Origin of the sequence: Cellulophaga sp. BC115SP (assembly GCF_009905545.1) — a bacterium.
In the GTDB taxonomy this organism is placed as follows: Bacteria; Bacteroidota; Bacteroidia; order Cytophagales; family Spirosomataceae; genus Flectobacillus; species Flectobacillus rivi.
Genome location: NZ_JAAALB010000034.1, coordinates 13984 through 31763 on the forward strand (window position 1 = coordinate 13984; position 17780 = coordinate 31763).

Here is a 17780-nt window from a genome sequence, read left to right on the forward strand (position 1 = left end):
CATGAAAAATACTATTTTGTCTCTCCTCCTATTGACTTCCTCAATACCTTTTGTGTCCTATTTCGCGGCGGGTTTCCCTTCCGAAAATGACACTAATCATTTCGTACAAGGCTCTATCACCCTTGTGCACCCAGATGGTGTGCAAACCATTATTCACCAAAATGGACAATCTAAAACTATTATCCACCCGAATGGGAAAATAAGCACTGTATTTGATAGTACACCAACCCATAAAATAATCACCCATTCAAACGGAAGTGTTACAACGCTTGTCAAACAAGGTTCTCTAGCAACCATGGTTAACACAGACGGTTCCATTTCTACAATAATGGAAAATGGCGACAGAAGTATTATCACTGGTGGTAACGGCACACAGATAACCATTTTAAATAATGGTTCTACCAAGAGTATTACAAGTTCAGATGGAACTATGACCAATTTGTTCATGTATAAGAATAATCAAAATATGAAGGAGCCAGATGCGGCCGAATTAATGCTTATAATAAGTCCAGAAGCTACTCAAGGAGCAAACCAGACACCTTCGAAGAAACATACTGCCTCGGTAAATATTTCTCAAAATAATCCCAGCGAGAGTATTGTTGAGTTCATTATCAAAAGCATAGGTGGCTTTATTAAAAAACTTATCAATGCCATTTTCTAAATTTAGAATGGATCTGAGGCTTGAAAAACTGTTAGGTAAAACATCATTGCGGGCAATAAGATTAAATCAACTTTGTTAGAAGTAGGTATTAGGCTGTACACTGTAAGCTAAAACCCTAGACGATTTTCTCATGAAAAATGGAAACATTTTTGCTTACAGTCTAAAGCACAACAATACAATCTTATTTTGCATTATTGCCTAGGATAAAATAAATTGTCGTACGGAGACATCAAATCATTAGGTTTTCCTCTTGAGATAAAATTTGCTAAACAAGGTCATTTTACTAACTCTTGCTATGAAAAGAAATTATTCAATTACCGTTATTTTCCTTGGCATTTTGATTTTTACTGGTTTTATTCAGCCTACATTTTATCAAAAATTAGCTGAAGCGGCATTGTCTCTCACACATCAAAAGGTTATTTACGATCCAACTTATACCGTTATACCGTACCCCAATGGTGATGTCTCACCGCAGAGAGGCGTCTGTACGGATGTAATCATCCGAGCTTATAGAAAAATGGGAGTTGATTTGCAAAAAGAGGTTCATGAAGATATGAAATCTCATTTCAAAAAATATCCCCAAAAATGGGGTCTTAAAAGCCCTGACAAAAATATAGACCACAGAAGGGTTCCTAATTTGATGACCTATTTTTCTAGATTTGGTATCGTTAAACCTATCACGAAAAACGCTCAAGATTACACACCAGGAGATATTGTGTGCTGGCAACTTTCAGACAGACTTACCCATATTGGACTTGTTTCATCAAAGAAAACCATTGGCCAGCAGCGATATTTGATTGTTCATAACATTGGTAGTGGGCAAGTATTGGAGGATTGTCTCTTTAGTTTCAAAATCATAGGACATTACCAATATAGTAATAAAACCCACTGATAAGTTTCGATAAGCGTATATATCTTAAACACTAAACTTTTGCCGAGTTGATTAAAGCAAATTATTTTACCCGTTTACCTCTTTCAAATTTTACCTAATTGAAAACTTCAGAAGATGATCCTTAAATTCCTTTCAAGGTAGGAAAATATATTTATGTTAATAGAAATTTGTAAAAAGACTCAGTATGCTTGTGAATACAGCATTACCAGAGATGATACAACTCATGAGCATTTTACGCTTGAGACAAAGACTTATTTTTTACATGATATTTGTCACTATGTGGTCGAAAAGCAACTTCAGTTCAAGAAAGGCTTCTGGGGAATGCTTTCAATCGGGCATTCGCTTCAAGAGCTTTTCGGAAAAGAAAACCCTTTGACTCCTGAACTTCGATTTATTGAACAGATCGTTGGACCTATACAATCTGTATATGCTGGGCATTTGCCTAAACAGCAATTTTCTCAATTCATCCATCATCTGAATTTTGAAATATCCGACCTCGTCTTAAACAATTGCCTCGAAGAAATAGCAACTATTCAAAATCACTGGAGAAATCTTGAAATTGGCAAGTCTATCTCACTTACATGGACTTTATAAATGGAATAAAAAGAATTGTGCTTACTAAAATAAAGTATTGAATAATATTGATCATCAACATGAAGCTAGATTTATATCAAATAGATGCCTTTACAGACAGTGTCTTTGGAGGCAACCCTGCGTGTGTAGTACCTCTCGACAATTGGTTACCTGACAATTTATTAATGAAAATAACCCAAGAAAATGCTGTCGCCGAAACTGCTTTTTTTGTCCAACACAAAGACTATATTCATTTAAGATGGTTTACCCCCGAAATCGAAATGGACTTATGCGGTCATGCGACCTTGGCAACGGCCCATTGTCTAAAAACAATACTTGGCTATTCTTCTGATATTATTCGATTTGAAACACTCAGTGGTGAGTTGAAAGTGATAGTCGACGGTGATGTATATCGAATGGATTTTCCTTCAAGAATGCCAACAAAGGCAGCATTACCTGAGATTATCTCCCAATCTTTGAGTATTCAACCTAAGGAGATTTTCAAGTCAAGAGACTATATGTTAGTTTATGAAAGTGAACAGGACATTAAGGATATACAGATTAATAGGCAAATATTTGACCAAATAAACCTCGACCCAGGTGGGGTAATTGTCACTGCCAGAGGGTTAAAAGACGATTTTGTCTCCAGATTTTTTACTCCTCAAGCTTCTATACTCGAAGATCCTGTCACAGGCTCAGCTCACTGTTCATTGATTCCTTTTTGGGCAGAAAGATTAGGTAAAAATGTACTTGAAGCCTCACAAATTTCAGAGAGGAAAGGCAAGTTGTATTGTGAAAACCTTGGAGATAGAGTAATTATCAGTGGAAAGGCTAGAACTTACTCTGTTGGAACACTCTGGACAGACTAATTCTCGATTTCATCGTTTGTATTGAAATCTAGTTTTATTTTTTTTACAACAGAAATATAGGATTTTCCATCTTTATACAAACATCACAATGTTTTATAAAGGCAAAACCATTCAAATCTTGCATTCATATTTTTTTAGCATATCTTTTTTGCCATTTCAAAATAGGTGTCAATTTGACCTTTAGCAAAACCTAATTAATCACCATGAAAAATATCCTTCTCCTTGTTTGCTTACTCACTGCCTGTATTTGTAAAGGACAAATCAACGTTGCTTACGCAGACTCCATTAGAAAACACTACCACATACCTGAGTTGAGTTATGCAATCGTGGATGCTAAAACTGTTTTGGAGATAGCAGCATTAGGAAAACACTCGATTCAACTTACCGATACGGCCAGCTTGAACGACCGTTTCCATATTGGCTCAAATACAAAAGCTATGACAGCATTCATTATTGCCAAATATGTAGAAAAAGGAAAACTCAATTGGAACACCAAATTTTTTGACCTGTTCCCGAGCTGGAAATCTAAGAGCAAACCAGAATATGCCAAAATGACTCTTCAGGATTTACTGTCACACAGAGCTGGAATTTTACCATTTCAAGGGGAAGATGACCCACAAATTCCTGACTTTAAGGGAAATAATATTCAAAAAAGAAAACAGTTTGCTCAATTCGTCCTTACATTTTCACCTGTAAAAATAGATGATGAGCATCCTTTTGTTTATTCAAATGCAGGTTATACCCTTGCAACACTTATGGTAGAAAAGGTTACGGGTAAAAGTTGGGAGCAGTTAGTTGATCAGATCTTTAATCGGGATTTAAAACTCAATGTAAAACTGTCATGGCCTGAAAATCAAACCAATAAAGATACATGGGGGCACCTCACCGAAAATGACGTACTTACGCCCGTTCCATCAAAAAATGATTTTCATCTGGATTTCACCGAACCAGCAGGAGACCTCAACATAAAGTTAACAGACTATATAAAATTCATTCAAATGAACCTTGACGGACTTGAAGGGCATAATAACTATCTGACAGCTAGAACTTACAACCTGATTCATAAAGGAATCAAAAATTATTCGCTCGGCTGGTTTAATATTTATGAAAACAATAATGAGTTATCTGTTCATTCTGGTACTGGCGCTTTTACTTACTTTAGTCTAGTGCATATCGACCGTATAAAACTTCGAGCCTATATCATTTTCACCAATTCATTCAACAATAATACACAACAAGCAGTAAGACTTATTATGCGAAAACTAAAAGAGAGTTATGGGTATTAAGTCGGTATATATACATAGAATTATTTCTTCATCTTTTTTAGCGATTTTGATCAGTCTATTACTGTACGTTTTGGAGAGCGACCAGAATAAGCTTCAAATTATGATTTTTAATAAAACTGGGTATGCTCTCGATTCTCTTGAATTTGAGGGTCACTACTTTCACTTGGCAAATTCAGATTCCTTGACGCTAAATAATTACGAAAGCATTTCTGTTCAAGATAGCATACCACTGGGTTTGCCACAGGCAAAAATAAATGGACATGGTAGACAAAACTACAATTTTCCTATTTGTGGAAATGGAATAATAAAAATCGTCTACGGAATACATAAGTACGATGTAACTCTTCGCTCGAAGCAAGACTCAACATTACTCATCTGGCAAAAGCATCAATAATATTCAACTGTTATAAAACCTTTTACTTATGGAATTTTCTCCCTTCAACCCAACTGTCAAATTATGCTTACAAGGCATGGAATTAGAAGCCCAAAATAATCGTGAAAAAGCATTACAAATCTATTTAGAAGGATGGAATGAGGCAAACAACGATTTTGAAAAGTATCTTACCTCCTACTATATCGCCAAGCTCCAAGATGACACTCAGCAAAAGTTATTTTGGTTAGAGTCAACCTTATCCATTGCCTTAAAATCAAATAGTCCCGCTGTCAATACAGCCTTGCCTACTATATATCTTACTATCTCCGAATGTTACAAATCATTAGGTGAATTTGAAAAAGCAGAGGAACTGTTAGCTCAGTCAGAGGCTCATCAATATAGCCCTTCTGATAAGGGACCTTTCTATCATGGAACAAAAGCAGATTTATCAGTTGGCGATTTCTTAGTAGCGGGTGGAAAATCAAATTATCAGAACAATCTCAAAATGAACCATATCTATTTTACTGCCTTGGTGGATGGTGCAGGTTTAGCAGCAGCACTAGCAAATGGAGAAGGTACTGAAAGAGTCTATGTGGTTGAGACAACAGGAAGTTATGAAAATGACCCCAATCTTACAGATAAAAAATTCCCAGGAAACCCAACCCGTTCTTATCGTTCGGAAGCACCATTGAAAATCGTTGGAGAAATAAAAGAATGGGCACGTCGTAGTCCTGAGGAAATACAAAAATTTAAAGAAAAACTAGATAACAATAAGGGAGAAATTATTAACTAGGCTTTTTTAAAAATGAAGGAAATGGAAATTTACACTAAATATTTACAAAAACTAAAGGAAGAAAATACCTTAACTTGCTTATTTACTGACCATTTCAATGAATCCTACGACGGGTATGTATTGGACTTTACAGATGAGTTTTTGATTTTTGAAAAAGTTGATATCAATTTCAAATTTGATGGGATTTGCATTCTTTATCGGAATGATATTACACGAGTACGATGGGCGGGCAATGACCTTCAAAGTATCAATAAATTGATAGATTTAGAACATAAAACTTCGTGGAAATCTTCGATAAATCTTGAAAACATTAATTCACTCATAGTGGATTTGGCAAAAGAATTTAGTGTCCTTACCATTTATACTCAACATTTGGCTAAAGATATTTGCTTTGTTGGACAGGTTGAAGAAATCGATAACAACACCTTACTGTTTCATGAATTTGGTACAACATCAACACTTGATAGAAAATTCTTGCTAATCTCTGTTGAGGAAATAACCAAAATAGAAGTGAACGGACATTATGAAAAAAATATTACTAAGCTTTTTGGACTAAGCAAATAAGCCATTTACTTCACGACCTAAATCTATTTATGAAAAAGTTTAAAATCTTCATTCTGCTATTATCTGTAGCATTTATTGGATGCCATAATCAAAATAGAAATCCTGAAGGAGAAGTGAAATTCACAAGCAAAGACACCGCCTCTTCCATCCTGTCTTACGAATTCAAAGATTCTTCCGATTCTGAATCAACTGAAATGGCTGATAGTCTTTTACCCACTCGGCTTTTAACTGAGGGAGTATTTCATAACGATGAGGTATGGCCAAAGGCTGCAAATGAGGAGTGGTTTGGGCTTTTCCAAAATCAACAAGGTTATTACCTTGCAAAAACTAAATTGAAGCTTACACAAGTAAACGATCCAATTTCGGAGGAAGATAATCTAAGTGGGTGGCAAGTAAAAACTGCTAGTAAAGACACCTCATTGGTTTTAATAAAAACTATGAATTATTTGACTCCGAGAAAAATCCAAAAAATTGAGGTACCAAAATCTAATGTATATCCTCAAGATACCCTAAAGCTCAATTACATGGGCAACAACTATCAGATTTATGCTACAGGCCAAAAGATAAAGCTTTCTGATCAGCCGGATATATATGAGGTGAAAAATTATAAACTCTTCATTACTACAAGGATTCACGGTAAAATCAGAAAAACGCTTTTGGTGAGTGTTGAAGAATTTAATGATACGATGATCAGTATCCTTTTCGTCGGTGATATGGATGGAGATGGAATTTTGGATTTACTTTTGGATACCTCCAACCACTACAATAGTGAAAGAACTACCCTTTATTTATCTAAACCTGCGAACAATAATGAACTGTTGATGCTAGTTGGTAAACATACTATATTGGGATGTTAAATGAATAGCTCATTCTAGTATATTATTCTATTTTCAATTATGAATCCATGCTAAATTATCTAACCGTTTCATTTTCAATACTATCTTTATCGATATGGGCTTTTTTGAATACCATTGGTGCTCAAAAGTCGCCTAATAAGGTCGAAGTAACCGTCTTGACACCTTTGCCTATCAACTCAACTCATATACCTGAGGCTAACGCTAAAAAACTACTAAAAAGTCCCCAGTTAAAGAAACAAGTAGATTCTTCTCTTCAATTTGCCTTGAATATTGCGCAAAAGCACATTGCAAAAAATAAGTTCTTAAAAAGAATCAAGTACTGCAAACCAAATATTAAGTACCAAATTCATATTAGTAGAGATTATTATTTTTCAAAAAACGAATCACATCTTATTATCCGAAGAGTTAATAAACAGCAGATTTTAATCGATGTTTTTGTAAAAGCAGGCAACGATTTCAAAAAGGTTCTTTCTTTACAAGAAGAGGTCTTAGAATATGTCTCAGATACCATACAAGATATTGATGGTGATGGACTTAAAGATTATGTCATTCGAACATATAGTTGTTGTGGTTGCTGTCTAAGAGCTGTTAGCAAGGTTTATGTACAAAAAACACAAGGTCGTTTTGTGGTAAATCCCTACAAGTTTATGAATCCCACTTTTTCACCAAAAGAAAAAATCATTCGTGGAATCTGTTACGGACAAGCAGGCGATACCGAAATGTACAAGTATAAATGGCGAGGACGACAAATTGATACTTTGGAATTCATCGCCTATCAAAAAAGATCTAATGGAGAGAAAACTGGGAAATTCCTTATTCTTCGAAGCAGAAAATCAGAAACTAATCAGAACATTCTCAAGGTCATTAATAAAGTCCCAAAGGAATACCTTAGTATAGTCGGGTACGATTGGTTTACTGGCAAAATTGAAACTTATTCATTCAACCAACACAGCACAACATAAAACCATACTCCATTAAAATGTATATTTGGTAAATACCTCATACGATATACAAAACATTCTAAATTACTGTGAAAATTAAAATTTTACCCGTAACTCTTCTTTTGTTATACTGTGCTTTATTAATCAAAATCATGGTATTCAAAGACTTGCCAACGATAAATATTGGAGGTTTGATGCTAAATTTTTCAGGAACAAACCCTGGGCACGCCCCAAACTTTATTCCCTTCACCACCATTTACCCGTATCTTCTCGGTCACAAAGGACTTATTATCGCCAGTATTAACCTACTAGGAAATATTGGGTTATTGATTCCAATAGGGATATTAACTCCTTTGGTGTTTAAAGATTTTTATACGCAAAAATCTTTGCTTTTAGGTTTTTGCTCAGGTCTATCCATCGAAGTCATGCAGGTAATATTACAGGTAGGAATCTTTGACATAGACGATATTATCCTAAATGCTTTGGGTGTCATGATCGGCTATTGGACTTATACAATCTATCTCTTTTGGTGGCAAAAGAAGCAATATGCCCTCATGATTGTGGCTAGTTTATTAGTCTTAATTATTTCGTTCGGAGGTTTTTATGCCTTTTTCCCAAAAGGAAATGCTTCAAGTCAATTACAACCTAAAAAGCTAGCTCAAAACGAAGATTTATGTGGAGGAACTGGCGGTACTGGCGAGATTATCAAAACAGGTGTAAATAGGTTTACCATCAAAAGAAATGATGGTGTTATACAACAAATTCGACTAACAAACCAAACGATAGTCAAAACTTCATCAGGTCCCATTGCAGCCTCAGCACTAAAAGTTGGTGAAAGAGTCACGATAGTAATAGATGAAACCGAAACTGCGTCCATGGTTTTGGTTTGTGCATTGGCACATTCGAATATTAAAAAATAGAAAAACTACCCAAAACTATACTCATTTTTTACAGTAAATAGAAAAACGCCCTATTCTTTAAAACAAACCCAAATTCTATAAAAAACTGATAAACAAACACTTAATCTAAATGAATCAAGAACATTTAAGTTCGAAGCCCCATTTTCAAATTTTGGATGGGCTTCGTGGAGTAGCCGCTGTGCTCGTTGTATTCTTTCACCTTGCAGAACCACTCGCTAGTAGTCACCTTGACAACGTCGTAAACCACGGTTATTTAGCAGTTGATTTTTTCTTTCTCCTTTCTGGTTTTGTCATCGGATATGCATACGATGATAGATGGAGGACGCTAACTTTTAAAAGCTTTCTTCGTCGGAGGTTAATCAGGCTTCAACCTCTTGTAATTTTGGGTATGACGCTTGGAGGAATCACCTTTTACTTTACAGACTCTACAATTTGGCCAATGATTCATACAGTTCCACTTTGGAAACTCATCATTGTAATGCTAATTGGGTACACCATTTTACCGATACCACTTTCGATGGATATTCGAGGTTGGCAAGAAATGCACCCGCTCAATAGTGTTGGCTGGTCACTTTTCTTCGAATACATCGCCAATATGATGTATGCTCTTGGTATTCGAAAGTTATCAAATAAATCACTCGCCATATTTGTATCACTGTCAGCTTTGCTATTAATACATTTTGCAGTCACCAATCCAAACGGTGATGTCACTGGAGGATGGACACTCAACTATGAACACATGCGGGTTGGGATTACAAGAACTCTTTTCCCATTTTTTGCTGGCTTGCTTTTATCCAGAGTCACTCAACCGACCAAAATTAAAAATGCCTTTTTGTGGTGTAGCCTTTTGGTTATAACAGTTTTATTGATGCCAAGAATTGGCGGAGCATCAAATTTATGGTTAAATGGACTGTTTGAAGCATTTTGTATCATCGTAATCTTTCCATTGATCGTCTATATTGGCGCCAGTGGAATATTACATCCAAACGAAGATAAAATTTGTAAATTTCTAGGAGACATTTCCTATCCTTTATACATGACGCACTATGTGCTAGTTTATTTTTATGTGGCATGGATTAGTAATCATAAAGGTATAACCCTTGTAGAAGCTTGGCCAACGGCTTTACTAACCTTTGGAGGAGCTATTGTTTTGGCAATGATAAGCTTAAAACTATATGATGAGCCAGTGAGAAAATGGTTACATGGGAAAATCAAAGCTTAGGTTAATTTTCATGAGGTAGTTTTTTTAATACAAAAACAAGAGTTATTCGACAGAAAGCCTTTTTAGAGTCTCATTGGGTAATTACTCTAAAAAGGCTTCTTTATAATTTAGGTACAATATGCATTATTACTTTAGCAGATTTCCTAAAAGCTAATTTAGGAATCATGCAAAATAAAATTGAATTAATAGGCTTTAGGTTATTAGTTATAGGCATAAGGTAAAAGCTTCTCTTTTTTATGAGAAATGCGTTTTAACCTTTAGTCTACGGCTGCCTAAAGCAGGCAAAATAATTTAATTTTGCCTGCTTTAGTATTTTAACTGATTTAAACTACTAGTTATAAACCAAGATGAGATATATTAGTTAAAAAACATTACCAAGCACTACTTTCAATCTCGTTAGAGGTATTTCCTTCTTTTACGGCTATCTCAAAACTATCTACTAAGCTAGTGGCTTTTGTAAAGAAACTATAAAAAGCATTACCCCAATAGACATATTTACTGCCTTTGGCATTGATAGGAACTTCGTCACTTACCTTTGAGTGAGCCCAAGTATTAAAGACTCCATCTGTAGAGATATTTTTGGGATATTGATATTCGGTCAGTGTTACTAAAATCTTCGCTTTTCCATCCTTTACATCAATTTTAATCACATGCCAACCTCTGCAACTATTATTCAAATTATCAAATACCCCTCTGGCAACCACTAATCCATGCGATTTGTCAAGGTTAACTATTTTGATATTCTCATCGATGTAATAGTAAGCAAAGAAATTCAGTGCACGATTATAGATTTCTTCTTTATTGAGAGAAGGAGCTTCTATTATTCGTTGAATGGTGACATTCTTTCTATCGTCAAGCGCCCATTTTCCTTGGATACTTGAGAGCTTCTCATCGACATTTTGACTCATCGCTACAAATTTGGAACATAGCAAAAGTACAGAGATAATAATCGCTTTTTTCATAGGTTTTGATAGTTGCTTTTGTGTATTAAATAGAGATAGATAAACCACTACCAATCGGCATTTTTAGCAGTTACTACTTTCGTAAGCGTTCGCTCAAAATTTCCCAACAAATCTAATGACTTCTGAACTGCGGCAAGAAAAGTTTGTTCCTGCATCTTTCTTTTGAGCTTACTTTGATTTAAAGGATATTCTGTTGCTATCGAAAGAAATTCAGTCATTCTAGAGAGTTCTGCTCCGTAAAAATAGGGTCTTTCAAATAAGTTTAAAGTAAATGAAACCTTTATTTTATTTCCACGGGTTTCAACAATTAATGAATGCCAAACACTCATTGTTGAGTAGACAAGCGGATAATTCGCATTAATAATAAATTTTCCCTTGGTACTATCAGCATACAAGAGTTTAAAGTTAGTCGCCGCATAATTTAGTGCAACAAACGTCATGACAACTTCGTAAACATCTGATTTTGTTGCACTTGAAGGCAATGCAAATACCTTTGAAACTACAGGGTTTTGATTTTCGTCAACAACCCAATACTCACGAGATTTAGCATAATCTAGTTCTTGACTTTGTGCTTTGTGAGTAAAGCAAACAGACAACATGAGGAGCATTAGTAGAAAATAGGTACGTTTCATAGGTAGAGTATTTTAGTTGGCGCAAATATTAAATATAAAGTTTTAGGGACAAGTTTTATTTTGGGCTTTAACAAATATTTAACAAAAACATGAGTCATCCTGAATTTTGGGATGGATGATTGAAAATAGAGACCTCTCATTTGTCCTTATTGGGAAAAAGGCACTCAAACATTAGGCATTTCTTTACTATTAATCAAAAAGGTGTTCGAAATGAGTTTTTCGAACACCTTTTTTGATACTATATTCTATAATCATATATCCTTAGAGGCAAAGCATTGCATGCTTTACTTATGGAATGTAGATATAAAAATAATCACTCATTCACTCAATTTCAATTCACTAAATTATGGACGACTTGCAATTTATTAAATATTATAAGTTACTGTCATCAAAAAGTTTCTTGGTGCGCCCGGAAAAGCTCTCAAATAATCATATCCTCCTACCCAATGGGTTTTATTGGTGAGATTATTCAAATTCAATTGAAGCCTTACTTTTTTAAGGTTGTAATAAATACCAGCATTCCACAACTGATAAGCAGGAAATACCTGTGGCTGAGTTCCTGCATCAAAAATTGACCCATAACGGTCTGCCACGTAGTTTGTACCCAAACCTAAGCCCAAACCAGATAAACTTCCTTTGTGAATAGTATATTTTGTCCACAAATTTCCTTGATGTCTTGGCGCATTTGGCTTTTGTCGACCAATATCTGATTCAGTAGTACTACTGGTGATTTTCGCATCATTGAAGGCATAATTTGCGGTAATTGTCCAATAAGGAGCTATGTAGCCTACCACATCAAGTTCAACACCCTTCGAAATTTCCTCTCCCATTTGAATCATTTTATCTGGGTTTCCTGCTTCTCCTGCATTGTATAATTGCCCTTTCACCAATAGGTGGTAGATAGCAGTTGAAACAACCAAGCGCTTGTCAAGCCATTCGGATTTGGCACCCACTTCGTAAAGTCGACTAATCAATGGATCAAATGGCCCTCCAGCGAGTGGATTACTAATTACCGATGCCGTTTGTGGTTGATAACCATTTACATAAGTTCCGTACACATTAATATGCTGATTGGCGCTGTACACTAAACCTAGTCTCGGTAAAAAAGCATGTTGCGTTACCTCTGTCGCATTTGAAGTATTATAACCTACTATATCGGTAAAATAATCCTGACGTAAACCTAACAAGGCCTGAAATTTCCCCATTTGGATCTGGTCTTGCAAATAAACCCCTTGCGTTCTTAAAAATTCAGGATCGTAATTTACAACCGTATAAAAATACTTTGACATATCTCTAAAGACATACGGATTGCTCGCCGTCAAATCAAAATGAGGAACGTTGGGAACGGGATTACCATTAGCATCCAATAGATACCTACTTGACTGTGCAGGGTTATAAGAATTAATAGCGCCAGTGTTGGCAGCATTTCTGTAACCTCGTGCTTGTAATTGAGAGCCGCCAGGCATTAGCTCTTGCTGTGCATAATCATATCCAAGTAACAGCTTATGTTTCAAACGCCCTGTTTCTAGCTCATAATTAAAGTAGCCTGTGAAGTTATCCGCATTGTAGGTTCTTTTACGGATAAATACCTGCATTTCAACTTGGGAAGGAATAACAGCACCTTTGCCGTCTTTTGCATAGGTATTGGCAGAACGGTGTTCAAGCAAATCTTCGTTGTAATTACTGTGCATATAAGAAGCATTGAACACTAATTTATGGGTAATCTTTTGAGAGAAACCTAAAGTGAAATTATACGTCTCTTCTTTCAAATAATCGTTTACACTATTTAGGGAAGTCTTTATTGAGGTCGAATACAAATCCCCATTTCCTAAAGCTGATTGTCCTCGGTCAAGTCTCCCTTCTGAGGTTTGGATTACTAAATCAGCATTGATTCGGGTATTTTTACTTGGTAAAAACGATAGACTTGGCGCAATAATCAGGTTTTTGTCGTACTGCATATTTCTAAAAGAACCTGAATTCTCGTAGCCTAAATTGATTCTATACAATACCGTTTTATCTTGCGTCAAAGGTCCTGTAAAATCAGCTAGGGCTCTCATCGTATTAAAACTTCCAAAGGTTGTGGAGATAGATTGAGCTTTTTCGTCTAATGGTTTTTTGGTAACTCTATTGATCGTACCACCAGCGGAGGCGTTTCCAAATAATGCCGAGGCAGGCCCTTTGATGACCTCTACCCTTTCTATATGTGGTATTAATTGTTGTTTCCAAAAACTGGTAAAAGCACGTTGCCCATTGACCAAAATCGACGAGTTTTGCCCACCTTGAATTCTGTGACCCCGTACGGTGAGATCATTATAAAACGAAAATTGCGTCACTCCGCTCATATTTTTTACGACATCATTCAATCGAAATGCTCCTTGATCTAGAATCAGTTCCTTCGTGACATAGCTGATACTTTGCGGAACATCCTTCAAGGCTGTTGCTGTTTTGGTACCGACAAAGGAAACCGAATTTTTATATTCTGTTTCCTTACGACCTACCACTTCTATCGTTTGTAATTGCTCTGAGGTCTCTGTAAGCTCAATATCCAAACTAGGGGAATTTTGATTATCCACAGTGATATCCTTAAAAAGAGGCTCAAAACCCACGAAAGTGAATTTTAGTGTATAACGTCCCGTTGAGACTCCCTCTATTTGAAACCTTCCTTCTGGGTCAGTTGATACCCCTTTAGTGGTTTTGAGAATAGAAACAGATACGCCTGCAATAGGTTCGTTATGGGAGTTGTGAACCAGACCTGTTATTTTTTGTGAAAATACATGTTGTGAAAACAGGAATAAGATGAGTAGTAAAGAGTAGTGATTTTTCATTTTTATTAAGTCTAATTATAAATAACAGTTCAAATTTGACTAAAATAAAAACGAATAGCAATATTATTTAGAATAAATCTAAATAATATTGCTATGGTTCAATTAAATCTAAGATGTAGACAAAAAAACCTCAAATGACGATAAAAAACGCCATCTGAGGTTTTAAATGGAAATTAAAATATAGTTGAAAGAGATTTATTTTAAGTTTTCAATGGCTTTATTGAGAAATTACATTCCTAATTAGTTAGAAGAATCAGCTTTTTTTTGTTTTACCCAATAAAACAACGGAGGAATCAGAATTGGGGTGAAAATCAGTGTACTGATTAGCCCTCCAATAATTACTGTTGCCAATGGGCGTTGCACATCCGAGCCAATTCCCGTGGATACTGCCGCAGGAATCAGACCCAAGATGGCTAAAACAAGGATGGAAAGTATGGCTCTCAATTGCTCTTTAGCAACATTATTAATCGTATCTTGACTTACCTCTAGGGCGTGTATGGCTCGGTTGAGCGCTGAGACTAATATGACTCCTGCCATTACCGAGATACCGAAAATAGACACAAAACCCACACCACCCGATACATTGAAGTAATAACCTCGTAACAAAAGCGCTGAAATACCACCTGCTAAGGCAAACAAAATACATGACATCGTCAATAAGGTATCTTGTAAATTGTGATACAGCATAAACAACAATCCAAATACCAACACAATCGTCAGTGGAATCGTAAAGGCTAATTGTTTACCTGCTCGCTCAAGGTTTTCATACTGCCCACCATATATCACCTCATATCCTTTTGGTACGTTTACTCCTTTTTCAATTTTATCTTTTAATTCTTTTACAAAACCACCTTGGTCACGTCCACGGATATTGGTTCTAACCGTAATCATTCGTTTGTTGTTATAGCGGTAAATATTGGTCTGACCAGCGACAAAACGAATATCTGCCAACTCACTCATAGGAATCAAAGCACCAGACGATGAACTCACTAACAACTTCTTGATTTCGTCGATGTTATTGCGGTATTGTGGCAGATAGCGTACCAAAATGTCATATCGCTTAGTTCCATCATAAAGTACCGAAACATATTTTCCACCAATTGCGGCCTCAATCATATTTTGGACGTCAGATACATTGATGCCATAACGAGCTGTTTGCTCTCGATTGATATTGATGGCAAGTTGCTCTTGTGAGCCTTCTTGCTCAATATTTACGCCTTTGCTACCTTTCATATTTTTGACAATCTCAGCAATTTGCTCTGACTTTCCTCGCATTAACGATAAATCATCACCAACAACAGATACTGCCAAATCGGCTGCCGAACCTGTTACAATTTCCATTACTTGGTCAATGATTGGCTGACCAGAAGTGAATTTTACACTTGGCAAAGCTCTTTCCAAATCGGCTGTCACCAACTGAACTAATTCCTTTTTAGAAACCGTATCCGTCCAAAGCTTATAATCTTTTAAGCCTACCAAAATCTCATTACGGTTGGCTGGGAATGGGTCCGTACCATCGTCATTGCGACCTGTTTGGGTAATCACAAATGAGATTTGTGGATATTTGGAAATAATCGAACGAATCGTTGGTGCATATTTAGCATTCTCTTGAATGGTAATTCCAGCAGGAAAATTTCCTCTTAGGAAAATCGAACCTTCATCCAATTCTGGCAAAAACTCAGAGCCTAGAAAACCACCCAAACTAATCAAAGCAATAACAACTACAAAGCCTGCCACTACAGTTTGCTTATAAAAACGAGCGATGCCATGAAGGAGTTTTGCATATACTTTATCAAAAAAAGTCAATACAAAATTGTGATGCTCTTTGATTTCATGGTTTTCGTTAATGACTTTCTGGAAAATAAAGGAAGTCAACACAGGAATCACTGTCAAGGCAAATACCATCGAACCAATTACCGCAAACGACAAGGTCAAAGCCATTGGGCTAAACAGTTTTCCTTCAACACGTGTCATCATCAAAATTGGCATATAAGCAAAAATGATGATACTTACAGAGAAGAAAATCTCCTTTGAAACCTCATTAGCAGACTGAATGGTCAAGGCGATAATACCTTTTTTCTTTTCTTCGTGTGTCGCTTTCTGGTAATTCCTTATCAGGTGCTCGACCATCACCACAGCCCCATCCACAATAATCCCAAAATCAATCGCTCCTAATGATAAGAGGTTGGCAGGAATACCCGTCAATCGCATAATGATAAAGGCAAACAGCAAAGAAAAGGGAATCGTAACGGCTACCACCAGGGCACTTCTGAAATTTCCAAGGAAGAAAATCAAAATTACAATTACAATACTAATTCCTTCAAAGAGTGTTTTGCCTACTGTATGCAATGAGCTATCAATCAAGAAACTACGATCATATAAAGGACGAATTTTGACACCTGCAGGCAATTCTTTCTCTTGTAATTCGGTCAATTTTTCTCGTAAATCCTTCAATGACTCACTTGGGTTTTCGTAACGACGCAACAAAATAATACCCTCTACCCCACTATTTACTGCTACTTTTTCCGCAGGAATATTATAGCCCAAAATACCACTTGGAGGTGGCGGAGCTATCTCAACCGAAGCGACGTCTCTGATATAAATAGGCACGCCATTTTCAGACTTTAATACGATATTTTCAATATCTTTTTCGGTCTTAATCGTACCTAGTCCACGCACTGCAAAGCCTTGTCCTCCACGTTCGAGGATATTACCTCCTGAGTTTTGATTATTTTTTGAAACCGCCTCTTCAATATCAGAAATACTGAGTTTGTATTTACGAAGGTTATCAGGGTTGGTCAAAATATGAAACTGCTTAAGAGGTCCCCCAAAAGTTACCACATCAGCGACACCTTTGGTTTGTAACAAATAAGGCTTAATGACCCAATCTTGTAAATCTCTCAATTGTGTCGGCGAATACGTTGCTGGCGCTTCAACCACATATCTAAAAATCTCTCCTACTGCCGTTGAAAGCGGTGCCAATTCTGGCTGAACACCATCAGGCAAGCCAACCGTAGCTAAGCGCTCCATTACCTGCTGGCGAGCAAAGTAATCATCTGTACCATCTTGGAAAGTCAATTGTACTACCGACAAACCAAAAATTGTACGACTACGGCGGTCTAATACGTTGGGGGTATTTTGTAAAGCACGCTCGATTGGTACGGTTACTTGTTGCTCAACTTCTTCAGTTGCTCGTCCTTCGTATTTGGCTACAATAATTACGTTGGTATCAGCAATATCAGGATATGCTTCAATCTTGAGTTGAGTAAAACACCAATAGCCGACAAGCATCACCAAAATACCAATACCAGTTACTACCCAGCGGTTATTTAATGAAAATATGATTAACTTTTTTACCATCTTGGAATATAGAATTTAGGAAGTTTATCCAATTGAATTCAATAACTAAT

15 protein-coding genes are annotated in these 17780 nt (G+C 36.3%); 11 read left to right on the forward strand and 4 right to left on the reverse strand.

The features are described 5' to 3' along the window. Window position 1 precedes the first annotated feature (1 nt). From GVN22_RS19760 to GVN22_RS19810, 11 genes are all read left to right on the forward strand, one after another. A complete protein-coding gene (locus GVN22_RS19760) occupies window positions 2-661 on the forward strand; it encodes a hypothetical protein (protein ID WP_166552738.1) in 660 nt (219 codons plus the stop codon). A gap of 295 nt (window positions 662-956) precedes the next feature. Continuing rightward, window positions 957-1553, forward strand: a complete 597-nt coding sequence (locus GVN22_RS19765) for a DUF1287 domain-containing protein (protein ID WP_166552739.1) — start codon at window positions 957-959, stop codon at window positions 1551-1553. A gap of 153 nt (window positions 1554-1706) precedes the next feature. After that, window positions 1707-2147: a hypothetical protein gene (locus GVN22_RS19770; RefSeq protein WP_166552740.1), complete on the forward strand. Its 441-nt coding sequence runs from the start codon at window positions 1707-1709 to the stop codon at window positions 2145-2147. A gap of 59 nt (window positions 2148-2206) precedes the next feature. Then, window positions 2207-2995 (forward strand): PhzF family phenazine biosynthesis protein, encoded by a 789-nt coding sequence (locus GVN22_RS19775; protein ID WP_166552741.1) that lies wholly within the window; start codon window positions 2207-2209, stop codon window positions 2993-2995. A 203-nt stretch (window positions 2996-3198) separates the two neighbouring features. Continuing rightward, a complete protein-coding gene (locus GVN22_RS19780) occupies window positions 3199-4281 on the forward strand; it encodes a serine hydrolase (RefSeq protein ID WP_166552742.1) in 1083 nt (360 codons plus the stop codon). Window positions 4282-4703: 422 nt separating this feature from the next. Beyond that, window positions 4704-5447 carry an NAD(+)--rifampin ADP-ribosyltransferase gene (arr, locus tag GVN22_RS19785; protein ID WP_166552743.1) on the forward strand — a complete coding sequence of 248 codons (744 nt, stop codon included), beginning with the start codon at window positions 4704-4706 and terminating at the stop codon, window positions 5445-5447. A 21-nt stretch (window positions 5448-5468) separates the two neighbouring features. Further along, window positions 5469-6011, forward strand: coding sequence for a hypothetical protein (locus GVN22_RS19790; RefSeq protein WP_166552744.1), 543 nt, complete (start codon window positions 5469-5471; stop codon window positions 6009-6011). Between the two features lie 29 nt (window positions 6012-6040). Beyond that, window positions 6041-6868 carry a hypothetical protein gene (locus tag GVN22_RS19795; RefSeq protein WP_166552745.1) on the forward strand — a complete coding sequence of 276 codons (828 nt, stop codon included), beginning with the start codon at window positions 6041-6043 and terminating at the stop codon, window positions 6866-6868. A gap of 47 nt (window positions 6869-6915) precedes the next feature. Further along, window positions 6916-7830 carry a hypothetical protein gene (locus GVN22_RS19800; RefSeq protein ID WP_166552746.1) on the forward strand — a complete coding sequence of 305 codons (915 nt, stop codon included), beginning with the start codon at window positions 6916-6918 and terminating at the stop codon, window positions 7828-7830. Window positions 7831-7898: 68 nt separating this feature from the next. Next, complete coding sequence (locus GVN22_RS19805) at window positions 7899-8729, forward strand: VanZ family protein (RefSeq protein WP_166552747.1); 831 nt, start codon at window positions 7899-7901, stop codon at window positions 8727-8729. A gap of 109 nt (window positions 8730-8838) precedes the next feature. Beyond that, a complete protein-coding gene (locus GVN22_RS19810) occupies window positions 8839-9951 on the forward strand; it encodes an acyltransferase (protein ID WP_166552748.1) in 1113 nt (370 codons plus the stop codon). A 371-nt stretch (window positions 9952-10322) separates the two neighbouring features. Here GVN22_RS19810 and GVN22_RS19815 read toward each other — a convergent pair whose 3' ends face one another. The 4 genes from GVN22_RS19815 to GVN22_RS19830 form a co-directional block, all read right to left on the reverse strand. After that, window positions 10323-10913: a DUF4468 domain-containing protein gene (locus GVN22_RS19815; RefSeq protein ID WP_166552749.1), complete on the reverse strand. Its 591-nt coding sequence runs from the start codon at window positions 10911-10913 to the stop codon at window positions 10323-10325. 47 nt (window positions 10914-10960) lie between these two features. Continuing rightward, window positions 10961-11545, reverse strand: a complete 585-nt coding sequence (locus GVN22_RS19820) for a hypothetical protein (RefSeq protein ID WP_166552750.1) — start codon at window positions 11543-11545, stop codon at window positions 10961-10963. Window positions 11546-11910: 365 nt separating this feature from the next. Next, entirely contained in the window at window positions 11911-14370 is a 2460-nt protein-coding gene (locus GVN22_RS19825; RefSeq protein ID WP_166552751.1) for a TonB-dependent receptor, read from the reverse strand. 240 nt (window positions 14371-14610) lie between these two features. Then, complete coding sequence (locus GVN22_RS19830) at window positions 14611-17730, reverse strand: efflux RND transporter permease subunit (protein ID WP_166552752.1); 3120 nt, start codon at window positions 17728-17730, stop codon at window positions 14611-14613. Between the last annotated feature and the right edge of the window lie 50 nt (window positions 17731-17780).

Coding starts and splice junctions, on each gene's coding strand:
- GVN22_RS19800 (WP_166552746.1), top strand. CDS start 6,916: ATGCTAAATTATCTAACCGTTTCATTTTCAATACTATCTTTATCGATA.
- GVN22_RS19760 (WP_166552738.1), top strand. CDS start 2: ATGAAAAATACTATTTTGTCTCTCCTCCTATTGACTTCCTCAATACCT.
- GVN22_RS19780 (WP_166552742.1), top strand. CDS start 3,199: ATGAAAAATATCCTTCTCCTTGTTTGCTTACTCACTGCCTGTATTTGT.
- GVN22_RS19820 (WP_166552750.1), bottom strand. CDS start 11,545: ATGAAACGTACCTATTTTCTACTAATGCTCCTCATGTTGTCTGTTTGC.
- GVN22_RS19765 (WP_166552739.1), top strand. CDS start 957: ATGAAAAGAAATTATTCAATTACCGTTATTTTCCTTGGCATTTTGATT.
- GVN22_RS19795 (WP_166552745.1), top strand. CDS start 6,041: ATGAAAAAGTTTAAAATCTTCATTCTGCTATTATCTGTAGCATTTATT.
- GVN22_RS19815 (WP_166552749.1), bottom strand. CDS start 10,913: ATGAAAAAAGCGATTATTATCTCTGTACTTTTGCTATGTTCCAAATTT.
- GVN22_RS19790 (WP_166552744.1), top strand. CDS start 5,469: ATGGAAATTTACACTAAATATTTACAAAAACTAAAGGAAGAAAATACC.
- GVN22_RS19770 (WP_166552740.1), top strand. CDS start 1,707: ATGTTAATAGAAATTTGTAAAAAGACTCAGTATGCTTGTGAATACAGC.
- GVN22_RS19775 (WP_166552741.1), top strand. CDS start 2,207: ATGAAGCTAGATTTATATCAAATAGATGCCTTTACAGACAGTGTCTTT.
- arr (WP_166552743.1), top strand. CDS start 4,704: ATGGAATTTTCTCCCTTCAACCCAACTGTCAAATTATGCTTACAAGGC.
- GVN22_RS19830 (WP_166552752.1), bottom strand. CDS start 17,730: ATGGTAAAAAAGTTAATCATATTTTCATTAAATAACCGCTGGGTAGTA.
- GVN22_RS19810 (WP_166552748.1), top strand. CDS start 8,839: ATGAATCAAGAACATTTAAGTTCGAAGCCCCATTTTCAAATTTTGGAT.
- GVN22_RS19825 (WP_166552751.1), bottom strand. CDS start 14,370: ATGAAAAATCACTACTCTTTACTACTCATCTTATTCCTGTTTTCACAA.